This window comes from Deinococcus phoenicis, assembly GCF_000599865.1.
GTDB lineage: Bacteria > Deinococcota > Deinococci > Deinococcales > Deinococcaceae > Deinococcus > Deinococcus phoenicis.
The window spans coordinates 1-19,450 of the sequence record NZ_JHAC01000031.1 but is presented as its reverse complement, the minus strand read 5'-3'; the positions used below and the strand labels follow the sequence as shown (position 1 = coordinate 19,450).

The 19,450-nt window shown below is 69.4% G+C and carries 23 protein-coding genes; 14 read left to right on the top strand and 9 right to left on the bottom strand.

The features are described from left to right. The first annotated feature begins 111 nt into the window (after window positions 1–111). The 6 genes from msrP (at window position 112) to DEIPH_RS09825 (ending at window position 3,287) form a co-directional block, all read left to right on the top strand. Window positions 112–1,083 (top strand): protein-methionine-sulfoxide reductase catalytic subunit MsrP, encoded by a 972-nt coding sequence (gene msrP, locus DEIPH_RS09850; RefSeq protein ID WP_235183219.1) that lies wholly within the window; start codon window positions 112–114, stop codon window positions 1,081–1,083. A 51-nt stretch (window positions 1,084–1,134) separates the two neighbouring features. Then, the gene (locus tag DEIPH_RS09845) at window positions 1,135–1,815 is read left to right on the top strand and encodes a protein-methionine-sulfoxide reductase heme-binding subunit MsrQ (protein WP_081790865.1); all 681 of its coding nucleotides are present in this window, start codon (window positions 1,135–1,137) and stop codon (window positions 1,813–1,815) included. Between the two features lie 89 nt (window positions 1,816–1,904). Further along, window positions 1,905–2,267, top strand: a complete 363-nt coding sequence (locus DEIPH_RS09840; RefSeq protein WP_034357472.1) for a DUF3208 domain-containing protein — start codon at window positions 1,905–1,907, stop codon at window positions 2,265–2,267. After that, the gene (locus tag DEIPH_RS09835) at window positions 2,264–2,479 is read left to right on the top strand and encodes a hypothetical protein (protein WP_034357471.1); all 216 of its coding nucleotides are present in this window, start codon (window positions 2,264–2,266) and stop codon (window positions 2,477–2,479) included. The genes DEIPH_RS09840 and DEIPH_RS09835 overlap by 4 nt, the downstream gene beginning before the upstream one ends. Then, a complete protein-coding gene (locus DEIPH_RS09830; RefSeq protein WP_034357469.1) occupies window positions 2,476–3,048 on the top strand; it encodes a type 1 glutamine amidotransferase family protein in 573 nt (190 codons plus the stop codon). The genes DEIPH_RS09835 and DEIPH_RS09830 overlap by 4 nt, the downstream gene beginning before the upstream one ends. A gap of 50 nt (window positions 3,049–3,098) precedes the next feature. Continuing rightward, complete coding sequence (locus DEIPH_RS09825) at window positions 3,099–3,287, top strand: hypothetical protein (protein WP_235183213.1); 189 nt, start codon at window positions 3,099–3,101, stop codon at window positions 3,285–3,287. A 65-nt stretch (window positions 3,288–3,352) separates the two neighbouring features. Here the strand turns inward: DEIPH_RS09825 and DEIPH_RS09820 are convergent, their stop codons facing one another. From DEIPH_RS09820 to gyrA, 4 genes are all read right to left on the bottom strand, one after another. Further along, on the bottom strand, window positions 3,353–4,387 hold the full coding sequence (locus DEIPH_RS09820) for an NAD(P)/FAD-dependent oxidoreductase (protein WP_034357467.1): 1,035 nt from the start codon (window positions 4,385–4,387) through the stop codon (window positions 3,353–3,355). Window positions 4,388–4,466: 79 nt separating this feature from the next. After that, window positions 4,467–5,867 (bottom strand): FAD-dependent oxidoreductase, encoded by a 1,401-nt coding sequence (locus DEIPH_RS09815; protein ID WP_034357465.1) that lies wholly within the window; start codon window positions 5,865–5,867, stop codon window positions 4,467–4,469. A gap of 138 nt (window positions 5,868–6,005) precedes the next feature. Beyond that, entirely contained in the window at window positions 6,006–6,626 is a 621-nt protein-coding gene (locus tag DEIPH_RS09810; RefSeq protein ID WP_034357463.1) for a helix-turn-helix domain-containing protein, read from the bottom strand. A 335-nt stretch (window positions 6,627–6,961) separates the two neighbouring features. After that, window positions 6,962–9,391, bottom strand: coding sequence for a DNA gyrase subunit A (gene gyrA / locus DEIPH_RS09805; RefSeq protein WP_034357461.1), 2,430 nt, complete (start codon window positions 9,389–9,391; stop codon window positions 6,962–6,964). A 234-nt stretch (window positions 9,392–9,625) separates the two neighbouring features. Between gyrA and DEIPH_RS09800 the strand changes: the two genes are divergently transcribed. From DEIPH_RS09800 to DEIPH_RS09785, 4 genes are all read left to right on the top strand, one after another. Then, window positions 9,626–10,324 carry a tyrosine-protein phosphatase gene (locus DEIPH_RS09800; RefSeq protein WP_034357459.1) on the top strand — a complete coding sequence of 233 codons (699 nt, stop codon included), beginning with the start codon at window positions 9,626–9,628 and terminating at the stop codon, window positions 10,322–10,324. Between the two features lie 71 nt (window positions 10,325–10,395). Then, window positions 10,396–10,746: a roadblock/LC7 domain-containing protein gene (locus DEIPH_RS09795; protein ID WP_034357455.1), complete on the top strand. Its 351-nt coding sequence runs from the start codon at window positions 10,396–10,398 to the stop codon at window positions 10,744–10,746. Then, complete coding sequence (locus DEIPH_RS09790; RefSeq protein ID WP_034357453.1) at window positions 10,743–11,090, top strand: roadblock/LC7 domain-containing protein; 348 nt, start codon at window positions 10,743–10,745, stop codon at window positions 11,088–11,090. The genes DEIPH_RS09795 and DEIPH_RS09790 overlap by 4 nt, the downstream gene beginning before the upstream one ends. Further along, window positions 11,087–11,386, top strand: coding sequence for a roadblock/LC7 domain-containing protein (locus DEIPH_RS09785; RefSeq protein ID WP_034357451.1), 300 nt, complete (start codon window positions 11,087–11,089; stop codon window positions 11,384–11,386). Before DEIPH_RS09790 ends, DEIPH_RS09785 begins: the two co-directional genes overlap by 4 nt. 54 nt (window positions 11,387–11,440) lie before the next feature. Here DEIPH_RS09785 and DEIPH_RS09780 read toward each other — a convergent pair whose 3' ends face one another. After that, complete coding sequence (locus DEIPH_RS09780; protein ID WP_034357449.1) at window positions 11,441–12,274, bottom strand: PIG-L deacetylase family protein; 834 nt, start codon at window positions 12,272–12,274, stop codon at window positions 11,441–11,443. A 255-nt stretch (window positions 12,275–12,529) separates the two neighbouring features. Further along, window positions 12,530–12,763 carry a hypothetical protein gene (locus tag DEIPH_RS09775; RefSeq protein ID WP_034357593.1) on the bottom strand — a complete coding sequence of 78 codons (234 nt, stop codon included), beginning with the start codon at window positions 12,761–12,763 and terminating at the stop codon, window positions 12,530–12,532. 40 nt (window positions 12,764–12,803) lie between these two features. Here DEIPH_RS09775 and gluQRS point away from each other — a divergent pair, with 40 nt between their 5' ends. Genes gluQRS through trpA form a run of 3 tightly spaced genes read left to right on the top strand, consistent with a single transcriptional unit; the run spans window position 12,804 to window position 15,868 of the window. Further along, window positions 12,804–13,751: a tRNA glutamyl-Q(34) synthetase GluQRS gene (gene gluQRS, locus DEIPH_RS09770; RefSeq protein ID WP_034357447.1), complete on the top strand. Its 948-nt coding sequence runs from the start codon at window positions 12,804–12,806 to the stop codon at window positions 13,749–13,751. 57 nt (window positions 13,752–13,808) lie between these two features. Next, window positions 13,809–15,068, top strand: coding sequence for a tryptophan synthase subunit beta (trpB, locus tag DEIPH_RS09765; protein ID WP_034357444.1), 1,260 nt, complete (start codon window positions 13,809–13,811; stop codon window positions 15,066–15,068). Further along, window positions 15,065–15,868 carry a tryptophan synthase subunit alpha gene (gene trpA / locus DEIPH_RS09760; protein WP_034357442.1) on the top strand — a complete coding sequence of 268 codons (804 nt, stop codon included), beginning with the start codon at window positions 15,065–15,067 and terminating at the stop codon, window positions 15,866–15,868. The genes trpB and trpA overlap by 4 nt, the downstream gene beginning before the upstream one ends. Before the next feature lie 92 nt (window positions 15,869–15,960). On the opposite strand, the gene DEIPH_RS09755 is transcribed toward trpA, so the two are convergent. Together DEIPH_RS09755 and DEIPH_RS09750 are read right to left on the bottom strand one after the other, a co-directional pair. Beyond that, entirely contained in the window at window positions 15,961–16,491 is a 531-nt protein-coding gene (locus DEIPH_RS09755; RefSeq protein WP_081790864.1) for a ferritin-like domain-containing protein, read from the bottom strand. 123 nt (window positions 16,492–16,614) lie between these two features. Next, the gene (locus DEIPH_RS09750; RefSeq protein ID WP_081790863.1) at window positions 16,615–17,988 is read right to left on the bottom strand and encodes a sugar efflux transporter; all 1,374 of its coding nucleotides are present in this window, start codon (window positions 17,986–17,988) and stop codon (window positions 16,615–16,617) included. Between the two features lie 118 nt (window positions 17,989–18,106). Here DEIPH_RS09750 and DEIPH_RS09745 point away from each other — a divergent pair, with 118 nt between their 5' ends. Beyond that, a complete protein-coding gene (locus DEIPH_RS09745; protein WP_034357441.1) occupies window positions 18,107–18,973 on the top strand; it encodes an MBL fold metallo-hydrolase in 867 nt (288 codons plus the stop codon). Window positions 18,974–19,036: 63 nt separating this feature from the next. On the opposite strand, the gene DEIPH_RS20185 is transcribed toward DEIPH_RS09745, so the two are convergent. Continuing rightward, a partial coding sequence (locus DEIPH_RS20185; protein WP_034357439.1) for a hypothetical protein occupies window positions 19,037–19,450 on the bottom strand: 414 nt, incomplete at its 5' end.

The following is a 19,450-nucleotide window of genomic DNA, read 5'->3' as shown; positions in this document are numbered from 1 at the left end:
CAAAACCCTCCGGGTGGCATATATCCAGGTGGGGAGACGAGGACCAGCGGTGCCACCCATGGCGCGCCCACCCTGTCCCCCGCTCCCCCCAAGGAGAACCCCATGACTGGAATGCCCCCCGACCTTCCCGAGAAGGCCGAAACTGACCCCCAAGCGCCGGTGCGCCCCCGCCGGGAGTTCATCAGGAATGCGGCCCTCTTTACCGGTACGGTCGCCCTGCTGGGCGGCGGCCTGGAAGCGCTGACCCGCCGCCCCGGTGCCGCTGCCGAGGCCGCGCCTGGTGAGCCGCTGGCCCAGGCCCGCCGGCCCCTCGGCCCCTACGACACCTCGGAAGCGGTGACGCCCTACGCGCAGGCCACCACCTACAATAACTTCTACGAGTTCGGCACCGGCAAGGATGATCCCGCCCGCCTCGCCGGGAGCCTCAAGCCCCGCCCCTGGACGGTCCTGATCGACGGCGAGGTGAAAAAACCCGTGCGGGTGGATATCGACACCCTCCAGTCGTGGTTCCCGCTCGAAGACCGCATCTACCGGATGCGCTGCGTGGAGGGCTGGTCGATGGTGATGCCCTGGCTGGGCTTTCCGCTGGCCGCGCTGCTGCGGCGCATCGAACCGAACAGCAAGGCGAAGTATGTGCAGTTCACCGCGCTGCACGACCCCAAGCAGTTTCCCGGCCAGCGCGGCAATGTCCTCGACTGGCCCTATGTGGAAGGGCTGCGGCTGGACGAGGCCCTGCACCCCCTCACCTTCATGGCGGTCGGCCTCCAGGGGCGCGTCCTGCCCGGCCAGAACGGCGCGCCGCTGCGGCTGGTCGTGCCCTGGAAGTACGGCTTCAAGAGCATCAAATCGGTCGTTCGCATCACGCTGACGCAGAAGCAGCCCCGGACCACCTGGGCGCTGGCGGCGCCGGACGAGTACGGCTTTTACGCCAACGTGAACCCGGCGGTGCCGCACCCCCGCTGGAGCCAGGCCACCGAGCGCCGCATCGGGGAGCTGCGCCGCCGGCCCACCCTGCCCTTCAACGGGTACGCCGAGCAGGTGGCGCACCTTTACAAGGGGATGGACCTGCGCCGCTTCTTTTGAAGGGGACGCGCCGGGCCGGAGGAGGCCGGGAAAGATGAGGGGTGGGGCAGGATGAAGGATGTTCGGAGGCTGTCCGCGCAGGGCCGGAATGGAGGGGAACTGGCCGCCCCCGCCCTTCCGCGCCGTGTGCCCCGCCGCGCCGCCCCCCCGCTGCCGTGGCTGGCCCCCGGCGTCGTGGTGGGCGGCCTGCTGCCGGCGGGCGTGCTGCTGCTCGATGCCCTGACCGGCGCGCTGGGTGCCAACCCCGTGCAGCGGGCCACGCTGCAAACCGGGCTGCTGGCGCTGACGCTGCTGATCCTCTCGCTGGCCTGCACGCCGCTGCGCCGACTGACCGGCTGGACCTGGCCCGCCCGCATCCGCAAGGCGCTGGGCCTGCTGGCCTTCGGTTACGCGGCGCTGCACTTTCTGATCTACCTGTTCGACCACGCCTTTACGCCCGGCGTGGTGCTGGAGGACGTGGTGAAGCGGCCCTTCGTGACCGTGGGCTTCGCGGCGCTGCTGCTGCTGCTGCCGCTGGCCCTGACGAGCACGCGGGACGCGGTGCGCCGCCTGGGCTTCCCGAAGTGGCAGCGCCTGCACCAGCTCGTGTATGTGGCCGCCTCTCTGGGCGTGCTGCATTACTGGTGGGGTGTGAAAAAGGACCATACGCCCCCGCTGGTGGCGGTCCTGGTCGTAGCATTCCTGTTCGCCCTGCGTCTGATCCGCAGGCGGAGGCCACGCCCCCGGCCCTGAGCTTACCCCCAGCCCGGGCCTTGAACGGTCCCTCATGCGCCTGTCCCACCTGCTGCCCCACCTGCCCGGAGCAGGTATGCTGCGGAACGATGAGTACCACTGACGACCACGGTGACGCGGGAGGCCGCGCCGCCGTGCGCCTGCTCCAGGGCTACCTGTGGCACCCCAGGGATGCCGACGTGGACCTGGAAAACTATCTGCCCCACGAACTCGACGAGGCCCACGTGCTGTGGGACGGGGTCAATCCACCCTTCGCGTTTTTCGAGAACGGCGAGCCGACCGCCGGGCAGACCTTTTACCAGTTCACGGTCCTGCGCGTGTACGACGACAAACCCGGGGGCGACGCCCTGCACGCCGATGCCGATGCCGCCAGCCAGGCCCTCAACCCCCTGCTGGACGCCACACCCCCCGGGGTCGGCTGGCAGCTCTGGGAGGACCTGCGCGAACTATGAGCGGCGCGGCGGCCACCGGGATTGCGTGGCTGGACCTGCGGGTGGCGGACGATCCCCATCCCCGCCGCTTCGACAGTGCCGGCACCCTGCGCGCCTACCTGATACGGATCGAGCGCCTGCCGGACGACGTGATCACCCGGCTGCTCGAACGCGGCGAGGTCGGCCCGCCGGACACACGCCGCGTGTACCGCGTTCAACCTCTCCGGCCATGACCGCCTCGCCCGACGTTCAGGAAGGTCCCGTCGTCGCTCTTCCCGTCTATGCGGGCGTCAGCGAACTGGAACTGGGCATTATGGTCGCCGTGTGCCGCCTGTGCGGGGGCGAGGGCGCGACCCGCACGGTAAACCGCTCGCGGGCCAGCATCGTGACCGCCGGAGGGCTGGTGAGTACCCCGCACGTGCTGTACGCGGCGCTCCCCGAACCCGCCGCGCTGCTCCTGCCGGGCGGCCCCGGTGCCCAGAAGGCTGCGCGTGATCCCCTCCTGCGGGCCTTCCTGACCCGCCACGCGGCCCTCCCCACCGGCGCGAGCGGCAGCGGCCTGCTGCTGCTGGGCGACGCGGGCACCCTCAGGGGCCGGGTGGTCGGTGGCCCCGCCGACCTCACCGACACGCTCTGGGGGTACGCCCCGGACGAGGTGCGCCCCGGCGAGGTCGCCACCGACGGTTCCCTGACCACCACGCCCGGTGGCCTGCCGGCCCTGCACGCGGCCCTGGCCGTTGCCGCGCAGGTCTGGGGGGAGGACGCGGCCCGCGAAGCCGCTCGCCGCCTGGGCCACGCCTGATGGGGGAGGAGGTCCGGGAGTACCTGACACTGGTGGGAACCCCGGACGGGGTGACCCTCGCCGCCCTGCTCGCCACGCCCGGCGGGGCGGCCCTGAGTGCCCGGAGCGGCACGGACGCGGCAGGCCACGCCCGGACCGTCCTGACGCTGGCCCACCCGGACCCGGAGGTGGTCGCCGCCACCCGCCAGCATCTCCTGCGGGCCTGCCAGGAGCGCGGCGTGCGGGCCTTCGTGGTCTGATGTGGGGCAGCTTTCGCCGTCTGGAATGAAGCGGGGCCGTCTGGGCTACAGACAGCGCATCGGTCCTACCCTTGCCCTTGCGCGTTCACCCCTGCCGCCGGATACCCGCCCCGCTCGCTGCTGTGACCGGGGCGCACCTTCAGCTCAGGGCGCACGTGGTGGGCGGCATGGTTGGCCGCCAGCGCCGCCTGTGCAAAGGCCAGCGAGAGCAGCTTGAAGTCCCCGCCCGACTGCGCGAGGTCGCCGACCACGTACACGCCGGGCAGGGGGGTTTGCCCACCGGGACCGTCCGGAACATATTCACCGTCCCAGGTCAGCGGCCAGCCCAGCAGGGGGGAGAGGTCGGGCAGGTAGCCATTCAGGACCAGCACGGTTTCGGCGGGGACGCGAACCGTCTCGCCGCCCACGGACAGTTCCGCGGCTTCCGGCGTGAGGTGCGTCAGGACAGCAGGCGCCAGCACCCGCACGCGGCCTTCCGACCGGGCCGCCTCCAGCCGGGCGAGGGTTTGCGGGTCGCCCCGGAACCCGGCCCGGCGGTGCGTGAGGGTCACGGCGGCCCCCGCGTCCGCGAGTTCCAGGGCGGCCCGCGTCGCCTGCGGCACGCTCCCCACGACCAGCACCTGTTTCCCGGCAAGCCCGGCAGGGTCGGGCAGGTCCGTTCGCACGTCGGGGTGCGTCTCTGCACCGGACACCCGCACTTCACGCGGCAGCAGCGCGCCCATCCCCGCCGCCAGGATCACCGCCCCCGCCGCGTGCCGGTGTCCCCCGGTGCCGATCACCCAGCCGCCTGCGCCGTCCGGCTCCAGCGTGCGCGCCACCTCGCCGGTCCGCACGTCCACGTCCAGCGGTTCAAGCTGGGCCGACAGGGCCTCCACCAGCTTCCCCGCCCGGACCTGCGGCACGCCCGGCGCGTCGTAGATCACCTTGTCGGGGTATAGCGCCATCAACTGCCCGCCCACCTCGCCGCGCGCCTCCAGCACCCGCACCTTCAGACCCCGCCACGCGGCGTAAAAGGCCGCGTGCAGCCCCGCCGGCCCGCCACCGATCACCAGAATGTCGGTGCGGGGGAGGGCGGGGCGTGGGGGTTGCTCGGTCGGCATGGCAGGGAGTATGCCAGAAGGCAAAGGGCAAAAAGACCGGGAAGCCCCGGCCTTTGCTTGCGGTTCCGGCCTCCGGGCTTCAGCGTTCTGCCTTCTGGCTCTCCTTGCGGTGCGTCAGCATCTCGTGCTTGTGCACGACCTTGGCGCGCGGACGGCCCTGCGTTTCGCCCTGCGCGAGTTCGTGCGCGTCGAGGCTCTGCCAGTCGGGGAAGGTGTACACGTCCACGCCCTTGCTGCTCAGGAGGGCGTCCACCGCCGCGCGGGTGGGCTGGGGTGCCGCCGGCAGTGCTCCGGCCTGGGCATCGGTCAGCAGGTGCGCCACGGTGTCCACCGCGTCCTTGCGGTTGGTGCCGATCACGCCGCTGGGGCCGCGTTTGATCCAGCCCGCCGTGTACTCGCCCGCCCGGCCCTCCACCCGGCCTTCCAGGTTGGGAATCACGCCGCGCTTCTCGTCGAACGGCACATCCGGCAGCGCCACGCCCCTGTAGCCGACCGACCGCAGCACCATCTGGACCGGTAGCGTCTCGTACTCGCCGGCCCCGACCGCGTTGCCCTGGTCGTCCAGGCGGTTGCGCTCGACCTTCAGGCCCGCCACGTTGCCCTGCCCATCGTCCAGAATCTCGACGGGGGACACCAGGAACCGCAGGTGGATGCGGCGGTCCTTGCCCTCCGGCGTGCGGCCCGCGAAGTCCCGCAGCACTTCCAGATTCTTCTTCACCACGTTGTCGGTGATCAGGGCCTCGGCGGCCTCGTCGGGCTGGACTTCCTCCGGCTTCACGACCGGATCGGCCCCGCTCAGTTCCCCGAACTCGCGCAGCTCCTTGGTCGTGAACTTGGCCTGTGCCGCGCCCCGGCGGCCCAGCACCCAAACGTCCTTCACGGGGCTGTGTTCCAGCGCGCCCAGGGCGTGCGCGGCGATGTCGCTTTCACGCAGTTCGGCTGGCGTCTTGACCAGAATGCGGCTCACGTCCAGCGCCACATTGCCCACACCGACCACCGCCACGCCGGTCGCGTTCAGCACCATCTCGCGCGCGGCGGCGTCGGGGTGGCCGTTGTACCAGGCGACGAACTCGGTGGCGCTCATGCTGCCCCGCAGGTCCTCGCCGGGGATGCCCAGGCGGCGGTCCGAGGACGCGCCCACGGTGTAGATGATGGCGTCGTAGTGGGCGCGGGCTTCCGCGTGCGTCAGGTCGGTGCCGAATTCCACGTTGCCCAGGAACCGCACGCGCGGGTCGGAGAGGGTCTTCTCGAAGCCCTTCGTGACACTCTTGATGGTGAGGTGGTCGGGGGCCACGCCGTAGCGCACCAGGCCGTAGGGGGTGGGGAGGCGGTCGAACACGTCCACCTCGGCGGGCACGGCGGTCTGTTTGAGCAGGGCCTCCGCCGCATAGACGCCGCTGGGGCCGCTGCCGATCACCGCGACCCGCAGGGGCCGCTCGGGGGAAAAGTGCTGCTGGGCCAGTGAGGAAGAGGTCGTCATCAGGGTGAGTGTAGCGGGCGGGCCTGGCCCCACTGTCCCCGGAATCTGGACGGGTCCGGCCGGGTTTCGCGGCATGGCCTCGGCCCAACGAAAAACCGCCCGGCGTGGACCGGGCAGTCTGGAACGCGGGGCGGAAGATCAGGCGGCGGCGATGTGCGCCAGGGCCTTCTCGTCCTTGAGGGTGATCTTGCCGTAGCCGGCGCTGATCACGCCCTCGCGGCTGAGTTCGCCGACCACCTTGGTGACGGTCTCGCGCACGCTGCCGACGGCGGCGGCCAGTTCGTCATGGGTGGCGTAGATCATCGTCTCGCCGCTGTCGAGCTGGGTGGCCAGGGCCGTGTCCTTCAACTCCAGCAGCTCGCCGGCGATGCGGGCGCGCAGCCGCTTGCCGACCAGGCGGTAGATGCTCTCGTAGGCGCGTTCCAGCGTCTTGACGAGGTGCGTGGTCACCACCAGGTTGTCCTCGGCGGTCATCAGGGCGGGGTTGATCACGTCCACGGTGCTGTCAGTGACGGCTTCCGCGAAGTAGGCGCGGTTCACGCCCGCCAGGGCTTCCTCGCCGAAGTACTCACCGGGCTTCACATACCGGAGGGTCAGGCCGTTGCCATCGTCGTCCATGGTGTGCACGCGCACCAGGCCGGAGGCGACGCGGTAGAGCATATCGCTCTTGCCGGGGTACAGGATCACCGCGCCGGGGCGGTAGGTGACGGTATCGACGAAGGTTCGGGTCAGGGAGGGGCTGGTATTGGTCTGCGTCATTGTGGCTCGCCTCCTGGGCGTTGGGTTCTCGGGGGCCGGGGACATCCCGGTACAGGTCACAGTGTAACCGAAGATCACTATTTTGTAAACAGTTTTGTTTCTTTAATCATCGTTTAGCTTACGAAGCTCGACAGTCCGGGGCGGGTTGAAAAGTCGCTCCATGTCAACCAAAAAGACCCGGCTCAGGCGGCCCCCTCGCTCACCTGCGGCTCATCGGGCCTGGCTTCCAGAAAGCGGGGAAGAAGTGGGGTAAAGGCCATGCGGATATGGGGCGACCCGGCCAAAAAGAAGCGCCCGACCACCTGGGCCGGGCATTCCTGAGGCCTCGGGTGGGCTTACAGCTCGTCCTCCCGCCGGATCGGGAAGGCGCTGATCACGCGGTCCTTGTCGCTGATGTTGATGACCTTCACGCCCTGCGCGTTGCGGCCCGTCACGCGGACCTCCTCGACGCGGGTGCGGATCACGGTGCCCTTCTCGGTCAGCACCATCAGTTCCTCGTCCCCGGCCACGTGGGTCAGGGTGACCAGCTTGCCGGTCTTGTCGGTCACATCCAGGGTAATCACGCCCAGGCCGCCGCGCCCCTTGCTGGGGTAGTCGCCCACCGGCGTGCGCTTGCCCAGACCACACTCGCTGACGGCCAGCAGTTCGCTGCCCTCGTCGTCGCCGGGCACCAGCGCCATGCTGACGACCTCGTCGTCCCCGCGCAGGCGGATGCCGATCACGCCCTGGGTGGCGCGGCCCGTGTCGCGCACCTCGGTGGCGGCAAAGCGCATCGCCTGGCCCTCACGGGTCGCCAACACCACGTGGTCGCCGTCGCGCTGGATGCCCACGCCGATCAGCTCGTCGCCGGGCTGGAGGTTGATCGCGATCAGCCCCGCCGAGGTGATGTTGCCGTAGTCGGTGATCAGCGTCTTTTTCACCACGCCCTTGCGGGTGGCAAACACGAAGCTCCCCGGCTCGTCGAAGCCCTTCACGCTCAGCACGCTGGCGATGTTCTCGTCCTCGCGCAGGCTGGGCAGCAGGTTGCGGATGTGCGTGCCCTTGGCGTCGCGGCCCGCTTCCGGCAGGTCGTAGATCTTCTCGTGGAAGACGCGGCCCGCGTCGGTGAAGAACAGCAGGTAGTCGTGGGTGGATCCGACGAACACGCGGGTGTTGATGTCCTCGTCGCGCAGCTTGCCGCCCGACGCCCCGCGTCCGCCCCGGCCCTGGGCGCGGTAGGCGTCCAGCTTGGTGCGCTTGAGGTATCCGGCCTTGGTCATGGTGATGACCATGTCCTCGACGGCGATCAGGTCTTCCTTGGAGATGTCGTCTTCCAGGTCGGTGATGGTGCTGCGCCGCTCGTCGCCGTAGCGGTCGCGGATGTCGCGGATTTCTTTTTTGATCTCGCGCCACAGCAGCTTCTCGTCACCCAGGATCGATCTCAGACGGGTGATGGTCTTTTGCAGCTCGTCGTACTCGCCCATCAGCTTCTCGCGCTCCAGGCCGACCAGGCGTTGCAGGCGCATGTCCAGAATCGCCTGTGCCTGAATCTCGCTGAGGCCGAAGCGGGCCATCAGCACGTCCCTGGCCTCGGCGCCCGTGTTGCTGCCGCGAATCAGCGAGATGACCTCGTCGATGTGGTCCAGCGCCTTGAGAAGCCCTTCCAGGATGTGGGCGCGTTCCTCGGCCTTGCGCAGGTCGTAGGCGGTGCGCCGGGTCACCACGTCGCGGCGGTGATCCAGGAAGGCGCGCATGGTGTCGATCAGCGGCAGCACGCGCGGCTCGCCGTTCACGATGCTGAGGTTGATCACCGTGAAGGTGCTCTGGAGCTGCGTGTACTTGTAAAGCTGGTTGAGCACCAGCGTGGGAATCGCGCCGCGCTTGAGTTCCACCACGATCCGCACGGGGTCCTTGCGGTCGGACTCGTCGCGCAGGGCGGAGATGTCGGGAATCTTCCCGGCCTTGTACATCGCGCTGATGGTCTGGATCAGGTTGGTCTTGTTCACCTGATACGGGATCTCGGAAATGATGATCTGCGTGCGCCCGTTCTTCTCGTCGATGCGGGCCTTGCCGCGCACCTTCAGGCCCGAATGCCCGGTCGCGTAGGCCTCGCGGATGCCCTGGCGGCTGATGCGCCCGCCGGTGGGAAAATCCGGCCCCAGCACATGCGTCATCATCTCGTCGAGCTGGATGTCGGGCTTGTCGATTAAAGCCAGCAGGCCGTTGCTGATTTCCGTCAGGTTGTGCGGCGGGATGTTGGTTGCCATGCCCACCGCGATGCCGGTCGCGCCGTTGATCAGCAGGTTCGGGACCGCCGACGGCAGCACGCTGGGTTCTTCGGTCGTCTCGTCGTAGTTGGGCTTGAGGTCCACCGTCTCTTTTTCGAGGTCGGCCAGCACCTCCTCGGCCACTTTGGTCATGCGGGCCTCGGTGTAGCGCATCGCGGCGGGCGGGTCGCCGTCGATGGAGCCGAAGTTGCCCTGCGGGTCGACCAGCGTGTAGCGCATGTTCCACCACTGGCCGAGGCGCACCATCGCGTCGTAGATCGACGAGTCGCCGTGCGGGTGGTACTTCTTCATCACCTCGCCGACCACCGAGGCACTCTTGGCGTGCTTGTGGTTGGCCGCGAGGCCTTCGAGCAGCATCGCGTACATGATGCGGCGCTGCACGGGTTTCATGCCGTCGCGCACGTCCGGCAGCGCGCGGTCCACGATCACGTTCATCGCGTAGTTGATGAAGTTGGTCTTGACTTCCGCAGTGATGTCAACGGGATGGATTCCAGTCATGAGGCTCCAGTCAATCCGCGTCAGACGGAGGAAAACCCGCTGACGACAAGGGGGAAAGAGGCCCGCCAGCGCCAACCGCTAGGGCGTGCCGGGGATGGAATGAGTATACCACATTATGCTAATGACGTAACGGCTCCCACTCCCTCTACTGCTGACATTCTACCGCACCGGGACGCCAAAAACAGGAAGCGGAGGGGGTGTTTCCTCCGGCCGTTCAGCGCCCAAGATGCGCGGATGCCTGATGTGCCTGACGGTGCCCTGAACGTTCGCCGCCCACTGCCCGGCCTGTGGCGCAGCGGCAACCTCAGCCGCCTGAGCGAGCGGGGGAGAGGGGAAGTCCTCGCCAGTGGAATGGCGCGCATCCTAGACCTGCGGAATCGCGCCGAACGCGCCCTGGAGCCGCCACCTTTCCTGGGGCGGGCCGAATACCTGAATCTGCCGCTGCTGCCGTACCGGAACCGCGAACTGAATACCGCCAGTGCGGGGGCGCGGAGCAACGCCGACCACTACCGCGCCCATCTTGACCACGCCGCGAACCAGATCGTCACCATCCTGGGGGCGATTCTGGACGCGCCGCCCGGCCCGGTGCTGCTGCACTGTCACGCGGGGAAGGACCGTACTGGGCTGATCGTGGCCCTGTGTCTGGAGCTGGCGGGCGTGCCACGTGAGGAGATCGCCGCTGATTACGCGGCGAGTGGGCCGGAGCTGCTGGCCTTCTACGCCGCCGCCAGAGCCAGGAAAACGCCGGAAGCCTGGGCGAAGGCCGAACCCTTCGTCGCCTCCCGCCCCGCCGACATCCTGGCGGCCCTGGCCTATCTGGACGCGGGCTGGGGCGGCGTGGGGCCGTACCTCTGCGCGTATGGCTTCAGCGGGGCGGAACAGGAGCGGCTGCGCGAGCGGCTGAAGTCTGGACCGGGAGCCGGGACAGCCTGAAGCGGCCGCCCCCGGTTCCGTCACCCCACTTGTGAGAGTTTTGCTTTATCCCGCGTCCTATCATCGCCGTGATGCTGCCTCATCTCACACAACTGGTGGCGGACGTGGACGGCGCGTGGGCCGCCGCGATCGGCGGGCTGGACGGCCTGCTGGTCGAGGGCCACACCGCCGCCGCCACGGACCTGAACCTTCTCGTCGCCGAACACGCGGGGCTGCTGCGGGCCACGAACGCCGCCTACGGCGACACGCTGGGGGGCGGCGCGGCGCGCGAACTGTACCTGCGTGGCGAGCGCCTCAGCGTGTACCTGCACCCCATCACGCCCGAATTCTTTCTGTTGCTGGCCCTGGACGCCCGCAGCAACCTGGGTCAGGCCCGGCTGTATGGCCGCGACGCCGCCCGCAAACTGGAGAGCTTCCTGTGAGAGGCAGACTTGATCCCCTGCGCGCCGTCCCGGGCGTGATCGCCAGCACCCTGGTCGGCCCGGACGGGCTGCCGGTCGAACTGATCGGTGAGGGCGGCGACGCCCTGGCCGCCGAACTCGCCTCCCTGCGCGTGGGCCTGGACCGGACGGGCCGCCGCCTGGGAGCCGGGAACGTCACCCGCATCGCCTTTACCAGCGAGCGGGTTGAGGTGGTGGCCGTGACCAGCGGGGACTTCATCCTCGGCGTGGCCCTCACGCGCGGGCACGACACGCGCGCCGCGCAGCAGCACCTGGCCCGCCTCGCGCTGGAACTCACCGACCTGCCCCGCGCGGAGCAGGCATGATACAGCAGCTTCTGGAAGTGCGCGGCGTCCGGCACGTCGCGCTGCTCGACCCGGCGGGCAGCATCGTGACCAGTGCGGGCAGCGGGGCCGACATCAGTGTGGTCCAGATCGGGCGCGCCGTGATCGGCAGTCTCCAGGCGGCGCTGGGCCAGAGCGAGTGGCAAGACCTGCTGCTGGACATGGAGGGCGGCCCGATTCTGCTCACGCCGCACGGCAATCAGGTGTTACTGACCGCCTTCGACCAGGTGGACAGCCTGGGCCGGGTGCGCTTCGCCGTGCGGCGGCTGCTGGGGTAGAGGCGCGGGTGGCGCGGCGACCGGCCTGAAGGACCGCCTCCGCGCCACCTGCCCTCAGGCGTCCAGCTCCCCGTACCCCGGCAGGCCGCCGAACAGACCACGCAATGGATACTGCTCTATGGCTGTGCGCGTGCCGCCGATGCTGAAGCTCTCGGTGCCCAGCAGCCGCGTTTCCAGCGCCGCGCGTTCCTGGGGCGTCATGCGGCCCAACAGGCTGGTTTGGCCGGTCTGGGTGCCGTGGGCGGCCAGCGCCGCCTTCTTGTTCTCCGCGTAGGCGGCGACGTTCATGCGGACGGCCACGGTGCCCTCGCTGACCCCGTACACCAGGGGGTCGAGGTCCTGGCCCATCCGCGCCAGGCCTTCTGCCGCCGCGTGCGTCAGCGCCGTGTAGTACAGCCGCTGCGGTCCGCCGCCCGGCAGGTGCCCGCTGCTGAAAAAAGCGGCGGTCGCGGCCCGGTGAATCTGGAGGTGGTCCACGTGGCCATACGCGCCGTGCGGGTCGAAGGTCACCATCACCTGCGGCTGCACGTCCGCGATCAGCGCGCGCAGCCTGACCTCCACGTCCAGCGGGTTCACGTTCATCAGTGCCAGGGGATCATCGTACCGGGTGCGCTCGTAGCGGCCCGAGTCGTGGTAGTCCAGAAAGACGGGTTCGGGAATCTCCAGGGCGCGGCAGGCGGCCCGCAATTCCTGTTCGCGCTGCTGGCCCAGGTCGTCCACGGTCATCCCCGGCACGGTGATCTTGCCCGCCTCGCCGCGCGTGGCGCACGCCAGCACCACCCGCACGCCCCGCCGGGCATAGTGGGTGAGGGTGCCGCCGACGCTGAAGGCCTCGTCGTCGGGGTGCGCGAACACGGCCAGAAGGGTCGCCTGTGGCTCTGGGGTCATGCGCGGCAGTGTACGCCGGGAACGTCCGGGAGCAGGCCGCCGTAACGGGACCATGAACGCCATGTTCCGTGCCCTCCGGACCCTGCTCACGCAACTGTTCCTCGCGCTGATCGGCCAGCCGGTGCCGGGGCAGAGCCGGGCGGAACGGAAACGAAATCTGCGGCAGACGGGGCAGGCGCAAACCGGGACGGAATCGGTGGGCGCCTTCGCCAGCCTGCGGGTGGTAGCGCGCGAGGCCCTCTACGCTCTGATTGGTCAGCCCTCGCCGGCGGCCCCTTCCCGCTCTGCGGCCTCCAGACGCAAGCCCCGCTCGTAGAACTCCCAGAGTTCGTCGGTCCAGGCGGCGTAGATGCGGCGGCGGTTGCCCAGGTCGGCGGCCTCCAGCGCCTCGCCCAGCGCCCGGTAAAAGCGGCTGCCCTGCTCCCGCAGCGCCCGCGCGGTCCAGTACGTCTCGGCATGGAGGAGGGTTTGCAGGCGGTCTGCGGTCATGGGCATATGATGCCGCGCTGGCCTGAGCTAGCCTGATTTCATGACTGCCCCTTCTGTCCCGGTGGTGGGCCGGTTCGCGCCGAGTCCGACCGGGGCGATGCATCTGGGCAATGCCCGCACGGCGCTGCTCGCCTGGCTGCACGCGCGCGCACTGGGCGGCCGGCAGCTGCTGCGTTTCGAGGACCTGGACACCGGGCGGGTCCGCCCCTGGGCCTACGACACCACCCGCCGTGACCTGGAATGGCTCGGCCTGGACTGGGATGCTGAATATCTGCAGTCGGAGCGGCTGGACGTGTATGCGGACGCGCTGGCCCGGCTGCGGGTGGCGGGCGAGACGTACCCCTGCACCTGCACCCGCCGGGAGATTCAGGCCGCGATTCAGGAAAGCGCGGGGGCACCGCACGGCCACGAACCCGTCTACCCCGGCACCTGCCGCGTTCATCCGGCAGACCTGGACCGCTCCGCCGCCCTGCGCTGGCGCGTGCCCGACGAGACGGTGTGCGTGCGGGACGTGCTGACGGGGAAGACGCTCTGCCAGAACCTCCCCGCCGAGGTGGGCGACTTCGTGTTGCGGCGAAACGATGGGGTGTACGCCTACCACCTCGCGGTGGTGGTGGACGACGCGCGGATGGGCGTGACAGACGTGGTACGCGGCGCGGACCTGTGGCCCGCCACGCCCCGGCAGGTGGCCCTGGGGCGGGCGCTGGGCTACGCGGAGCCGCGCTACCTGCATGTGCCCCTGATGACCGATTTTCGCGGCGAACGCCTCGCCAAGCGGGGAGGCGCACCCTCCGTGCAGGCCCTGCGCGAAGGAGGGGAGGACGCGGGGCGGGTGCTGTCGGCCCTGGCCCGGTCGCTGGACTGGGGTCCACTGGGCTGGGGATCACCGGGCTGGGCCTTGCCGGACGAGGTGCGGGCGGCCGACCTGCTGCCGCTGTGGCGGGCGCGGCTGACGGAAGCCGGATTCTTCACGGGGTCACAAACTTAGACCGCCTGTCTAAGTTTCCCTAACAACTGTTAGGGCGAACGTTCTACTCTGAAAAATATGGCTCTGACTCTCCCCACCTACCCGCAGCCGGACGGGCGCGGGCGGTACGGGCGCTTCGGCGGGCGCTACGTTCCCGAGACGCTCATTCCGGCGCTGGATGAACTGGAGCGGGCTTACCTGGCCGCCAAGGCTGACCCCGCCTACCTGAACGAGCTGGACCGCCTGCTGCGCGACTTCGTGGGCCGCCCCAGTGCGCTGTACCTCGCGCAGCGCCTCACCGATTATGCGGGCGGCGCGAAGATCTACCTGAAGCGCGAGGACCAGAACTACACCGGGGCGCACAAGATCAACAACTGTCTGGCCCAGGCCCTGCTCGCCAAGCGCATGGGCAAACGCCGCGTGATTGCCGAGACGGGCGCCGGGCAACACGGGGTCGCCTCGGCCACCGCCGCCGCGCTGCTGGGCCTGGACTGCATCGTCTACATGGGCGCCGAGGACATCCGCCGCCAGGCCATGAACGTCTTCCGCATGAAGCTCCTGGGCGCGGAGGTGCGCGAGGTCACGTCGGGCACCAGCACCCTCAAGGACGCCACCAACGAGGCCATCCGCGACTGGGTGACCAACGTGCGCGACACCTTCTATATCCTGGGCAGCGTGGTGGGACCGCACCCCTACCCCGCGATGGTCCGCGACTTCCAGAGCGTGATCGGTGAGGAGGTCAAGGTGCAGCTTCAGGCCCTCGAAGGCTGCGCCGCGCCCGACGCCATCGTCGCCTGCGTGGGCGGCGGCAGCAACGCCATCGGCATCTTCGCGCCCTATGCCTACCTGCCGCCCGATCAGCGGCCCCGCATGATCGGCACCGAGGCCGCCGGGGAGGGCGTGGACAGCGGCAAGCACGCGGCCAGCGTGGCGGGCGGACGGATCGGCGTGCTGCACGGCTCGCTGATGTACCTGCTGAACGACCCCGAAGGCCAGATCGTCCCCCCGCACTCCATCAGCGCGGGCCTGGATTACCCCGGCATCGGCCCCGAACACTGCCACTACGCCGAGACGGGCGTGGCCGAGTACGTGCCCGTCACCGACGCGCAGGCGCTGGAGGGGCTGCAACTCCTCACCCGTCTGGAGGGCATCATTCCCGCGCTGGAAAGCGCCCACGCCATCTATTACGCCGTGGGGCTGGCGCGCGAACTGGGGCCGGACAGGGTGATCGTGGTGAACCTGTCGGGGCGCGGCGACAAGGACGTGGCCGAGGTGATGCGGCTGCTCGAACTGGAAAGGCAGCCTGCCGCCATGACGCGCGAGGAGGTGTCCGCATGACCGCCACCACCACACGGGGCGCCGCCCGCATTCACGCGGCCTTTGCCCGCGCGCAGACAGAAGGCCGCGCCGCCTTCATGCCCTTTCTCACCGCCGGGTATCCGAGTGCCGCCGAATTTCCGGCGGTAGCCGACACGCTGCTGGCCCAGGCCGATCTGCTGGAGGTCGGCATTCCGTACTCCGACCCGCTGGGCGACGGCCCCACCATCCAGCGGGCCAGCGAACAGGCGCTGGCGGGGGGCACGAGTACGCGGCGTACCCTGCAACTGGTGGGGGACCTGCGTCAGCGCCACGACACCCCCATCGTGGTGATGACCTACGTGAACCCCATCTACGCCGTCGGGCCGCGCGAGTTCATGCGTCTGGCCCAGGCGGCGGGGGTGGACGGCCTGATTCTCCCCGACCTGCCGCCCGACCAGGACATCGAGATCGCCGATCTGGCCGCCGAACACGGTCTGGCCGTCATCTTCCTGATCGCGCCCACCAGCACGCCCGAGCGGGTGAAGCTGGTGGCCGAGGCCTGCACGGGATTTCTCTATGCCGTCAGCGTGACGGGCGTGACGGGCGCGCGCGAGGGTTCGGCGCTGGGCGAGGTTCCCGCCATGCTGGCCCTGGCGCGGCTGTACGCCCGGGTCCCCATTGCCGTCGGCTTCGGCGTGAAGGACCGGCAGACCGCCCATCAGGTCGCGCAGGTGGCCGACGGCGTGGTGGTGGGCAGCGCCTTTATCAATGCCGTGCGTGATGGCGAGGACGTGGCCGCGCTCGCCGCCGACATCAGGCAGGGGTGCTCCCGCGACTGATCGGAGGCCATCCCTGCACCGGGGCCAGCTGAAGCCCAACTGAAGAAAGTGCCCGCAGCGATGAACCTGCGGGCACCTTCTGGCGGTCAGGCTTACTGGTTCATGGCCTCCATGTTGATGCCGCGGGCCAGGCCGGTCAGTTTCTGGTCGGTGGCCTTTTCCTCGTCCTCGGTGGTGCGCAGCAGGTCCACGTCCTGCTGGCGGCCCAGGAGTTCGGCGTAGGTGCGCAGCGTGCCGTAGGCCGCGATCTCGTAGTGCTCGGCGCGCTGGGCGGCGGCGATCAGGGCGGCGTCACGCACGGCGGACGTGGCCTTTTCCTTGATGGTCTCCTGGCCCTCGGCCACGATGCCCTGCATGGCCTTGCAGGTCTTGCCGCCGGGCTGCTGCCCCAGGTCCTGAAAAATCTGCTCCAGGCGTTGCAGGTGCTGCTGACTCTGCTGCTGGTGCATCTCGAAGCCCTGCTTGAGCTGGGCGTCGCTGGCGGCCTGCGCCATCTGCCCGAGGGCCTGAATGAGCTGCTGCTCCGCCGAGTGCACGTCCTGGAGCTGCTCCACGTAGAGGTCTTGCAGGTCGGTCATCTTCATACTCATCCCGCCGCTGCTCTGTCCACCGCTTTGCGTCATGCTCAGCCTCCCTGGTTGCGACCCGCCCTGTCTGACCGGGTTGTGCTGCCAGTCTTCCTGCCGGAAGGGTTAGCGGGATGGGCAGGCTGTGAACTGGGCTTCATCGCCTGCTCGGGCCTTCCTTCACTTAGAGCATTTGTCAAAAAGAGACCTTCTTTTTGACCGAGCGGAGCGAGTGAAAGAGGGAGAGCGTTTGGGAGAATGGAACCGTTGGAGGCGCTTTCCCCAGGGCGGTGTAATTCGGACAAATGCTCTAGGGTCGGCCCCACCTTCCGCTCCGGCGGCCAGCGCCAGCGGTGTGGGCCGGGCACGCGTCACGGCCTGCATCACCAGCCACCCGGCCAGCGTCAGCAGCGCGCACAGCAGGAACACCGCCCGGTAGCCGAACAGTTGCGCGCACACGCCCGAGACGATCCCGGCGAGCATCGCGCCGATGTTGGTGGTGTTGGCAAAGAGGGTGGTCGCGGCGGCCAGGCGGCCCGGCATCAGCTCCTGAAAGTACGCCATGCCCAGCCCCGCCATCACGGCGATCACCACGGCGCGCACCCCCTGCGTCACGACCAGCAGCGGCAGTCCCTGTGCGAAGTACACCAGGGCGAAGTGCAGCACGAACAGGGCCAGCGCGTACTTTACCAGCCGCTCGGTGGCCGGGAGGCGGCGCGCGACCACGAAGGCCAGCATCACCGGAATCTCCAGCAGGGCGCACAGACCCACCAGAAAGCCCACCTGACCGTCCGTGCCGTGCAGCACCTGGGTGATCAGCAGCGGAAACATGGTCATGCCCATACTCATGCTCATGCCGTACAGGACAAAGGCCAGCGCGACCCACACCAGGGGCCGCCGGGGACCGCCGCTTCCCGCCTGGGTGCGGGGCGGCGTGGGACCGGGTTGGGTCGCTGCGGGCGGCACCCGCCACGCCAGCAGCCCGGCCAGCGCGAAACACGCCCCCGCCAGCAGAAAGAGGCCCCGGAAGTCCAGCCCCGCCAGCGCCCACGCCCCCACCCCCGGCCCGACCACCCAGGCGAGCGAGAACACCGAGCGCAGCAACGTGACCGCCCGGTCGGGAAGGGTACCCCCGGCCCCGGCGAACTGCGCCCGCGCGAACGAGAACAGTTGCGGAAAGGCCGCCGCCCCGGTGCCCAGCAGCACCGCCCCGATCACCAGCAGGGCCGGATACGCCCGCGTCACGCTCAGGAGGCTGTAGCCCAGCGCCGCCGCCCCCAGCGTGAACAGCACCAGCGGCTTGCGGTCGGTGAGATGGTCCGACCAGCGGGCCAGCCGGGTGCTGATCAGCACGCTGCTCACGGCGTTGACCGTCAGGAAGATGCCCAGTTGCAGCGGCGTCATGTGGACCCGGTTCACGCCGAACAACGCCATGAAGGGGCTGGCCAGCGAGAGGGCGAACCCCAGCAGCAGCACCGCCAGCGCCAGCCGGACCGCGTGCGGCAGCCGCCAGACCGCCGCGAGGCCGCTGGAGGAGAGGGGGGAGGCGGTCATGGGCGTTACCCTAGAGCATGCATGGCGGGTCAAGGCGGGTCAAACTGTCTGATTGTCTGACCGTCTGACGGCCCCGGCAGTTCGACCGTTCGGCCCTGAGACCATTATCCTGCCGGACATGTCCTGGACCCAGCACCTCCGCATCGGTGAAGCCGACGTGTTTTCCCTCACCGATGGGCAGTTCCGCCTCGACGGCGGCGCGATGTACGGCAGCGTTCCCAGAGTCCTGTGGGAGCGGGGCGCGCCCGCCGACGACCTCAACCGCATCCGATTGCGCATCAATCCCCTGCTGATTCGCCTGGGCGGCAAGAACGTCCTGGTCGAAACCGGCTTCTGGGATCAGGGCGGCGAGAAGTTCGAGGGGATGTACGCCCTCGACCGCGACGAGACCGTGTTCCGGGGTTTATCGGCCCTGGGCCTCGCGCCCGACGACATCGACCTCGTGGTGAATACGCACCTGCACTTCGACCACGCCGGGCGCAATGTGACGCTGACCGGCGACCCCACCTTTCCGAACGCCCGCTACGTGGTGCAAAAGCAGGAACTTCACGACGCCCAGCACACCCACGAACGCAGCCGTGCCAGCTACATTCCCGGCTACATCGACCCGATTCTGGAGGCGGGCCTCTTTGACGTGGTGGACGGCGAACACGAGTTGCTGCCCGGCCTGGGCGTGCTGCCGCTGCCCGGGCACAACCTCGGCCAGCAGGGGGTGGTGCTGCGCTCGGGCGGTCAGACGCTGGTGTACGCCGCCGACCTGCTCCCCACCCTGGCCCACGCGCCGTACCCCTACATCATGGGCTACGACCTCTACCCCGTGACCACGCTGGACATCCGCAAGACGTACTTTCCGCAGTGGTTCGAGGAGGGGGCCATCATCGCCACGCCGCACGACCCGGATACGGCCTTCGCGCGGCTGGAGGCGGGGAAGAAGGGGGGGTTCGTGCTGCGGCCCCTCGGGCAGGTGGAGCAGGCCGCCGGGTAGGACCGACCGGACAGAGCGCCCCGACGCCTCAAGGGGACCAGGGCGCTGCCTGTCGGCGGGGCTTCAGCGCAGGGTGCTGAGGTAGGACCGCGCCTCGGCGCCTGCCGTCTCCCGGGTCAGGAAGGTGAGGCCGCCCTCCGCGTTCAGGGCGCTGGCCGGTACCCAGTCGGTCAGAATCACCTGGCTGCTGGCGTCCGCCGTGTCGAAGCGGAGGATGCCCCCGCTGCCCTGCAACCACAGGAGGCCCGGTTGCTGCCGGTCCAGCCCGAGGATGCTGGAAGTGTTGCCGTTGACCGGCGCGAAGGTGGTCGAACTGCCGTCCGCGTTGACCCGCGTGATCCGCCCGTAGGTCTCGTACCACACCTGCCCGCCGTCACTGACCGCCGCGCTGTTGATGAGGCCGCCCCCGGTGACGGTTAGGGCGGGGCGCAGAAAGGTTGCCGGAGGCGTAAGGTGGGGTATGAGGCCGTACTCCCA

Excerpts from the sequence above, each read along its gene's own strand:
- msrP (WP_235183219.1), top strand. The coding sequence starts at position 112 with ATGCCCCCCGACCTTCCCGAGAAGGCCGAAACTGACCCCCAAGCGCCG.
- DEIPH_RS09845 (WP_081790865.1), top strand. The coding sequence starts at position 1,135 with ATGAAGGATGTTCGGAGGCTGTCCGCGCAGGGCCGGAATGGAGGGGAA.
- DEIPH_RS09840 (WP_034357472.1), top strand. The coding sequence starts at position 1,905 with ATGAGTACCACTGACGACCACGGTGACGCGGGAGGCCGCGCCGCCGTG.
- DEIPH_RS09835 (WP_034357471.1), top strand. The coding sequence starts at position 2,264 with ATGAGCGGCGCGGCGGCCACCGGGATTGCGTGGCTGGACCTGCGGGTG.
- DEIPH_RS09830 (WP_034357469.1), top strand. The coding sequence starts at position 2,476 with ATGACCGCCTCGCCCGACGTTCAGGAAGGTCCCGTCGTCGCTCTTCCC.
- DEIPH_RS09820 (WP_034357467.1), bottom strand. The coding sequence starts at position 4,387 with ATGCCGACCGAGCAACCCCCACGCCCCGCCCTCCCCCGCACCGACATT.
- DEIPH_RS09815 (WP_034357465.1), bottom strand. The coding sequence starts at position 5,867 with ATGACGACCTCTTCCTCACTGGCCCAGCAGCACTTTTCCCCCGAGCGG.
- DEIPH_RS09810 (WP_034357463.1), bottom strand. The coding sequence starts at position 6,626 with ATGACGCAGACCAATACCAGCCCCTCCCTGACCCGAACCTTCGTCGAT.
- gyrA (WP_034357461.1), bottom strand. The coding sequence starts at position 9,391 with ATGACTGGAATCCATCCCGTTGACATCACTGCGGAAGTCAAGACCAAC.
- DEIPH_RS09800 (WP_034357459.1), top strand. The coding sequence starts at position 9,626 with ATGCCTGATGTGCCTGACGGTGCCCTGAACGTTCGCCGCCCACTGCCC.
- DEIPH_RS09795 (WP_034357455.1), top strand. The coding sequence starts at position 10,396 with ATGCTGCCTCATCTCACACAACTGGTGGCGGACGTGGACGGCGCGTGG.
- DEIPH_RS09785 (WP_034357451.1), top strand. The coding sequence starts at position 11,087 with ATGATACAGCAGCTTCTGGAAGTGCGCGGCGTCCGGCACGTCGCGCTG.
- DEIPH_RS09780 (WP_034357449.1), bottom strand. The coding sequence starts at position 12,274 with ATGACCCCAGAGCCACAGGCGACCCTTCTGGCCGTGTTCGCGCACCCC.
- DEIPH_RS09775 (WP_034357593.1), bottom strand. The coding sequence starts at position 12,763 with ATGACCGCAGACCGCCTGCAAACCCTCCTCCATGCCGAGACGTACTGG.
- gluQRS (WP_034357447.1), top strand. The coding sequence starts at position 12,804 with ATGACTGCCCCTTCTGTCCCGGTGGTGGGCCGGTTCGCGCCGAGTCCG.
- trpB (WP_034357444.1), top strand. The coding sequence starts at position 13,809 with ATGGCTCTGACTCTCCCCACCTACCCGCAGCCGGACGGGCGCGGGCGG.
- trpA (WP_034357442.1), top strand. The coding sequence starts at position 15,065 with ATGACCGCCACCACCACACGGGGCGCCGCCCGCATTCACGCGGCCTTT.
- DEIPH_RS09755 (WP_081790864.1), bottom strand. The coding sequence starts at position 16,491 with ATGACGCAAAGCGGTGGACAGAGCAGCGGCGGGATGAGTATGAAGATG.
- DEIPH_RS09750 (WP_081790863.1), bottom strand. The coding sequence starts at position 17,988 with ATGACCGCCTCCCCCCTCTCCTCCAGCGGCCTCGCGGCGGTCTGGCGG.
- DEIPH_RS09745 (WP_034357441.1), top strand. The coding sequence starts at position 18,107 with ATGTCCTGGACCCAGCACCTCCGCATCGGTGAAGCCGACGTGTTTTCC.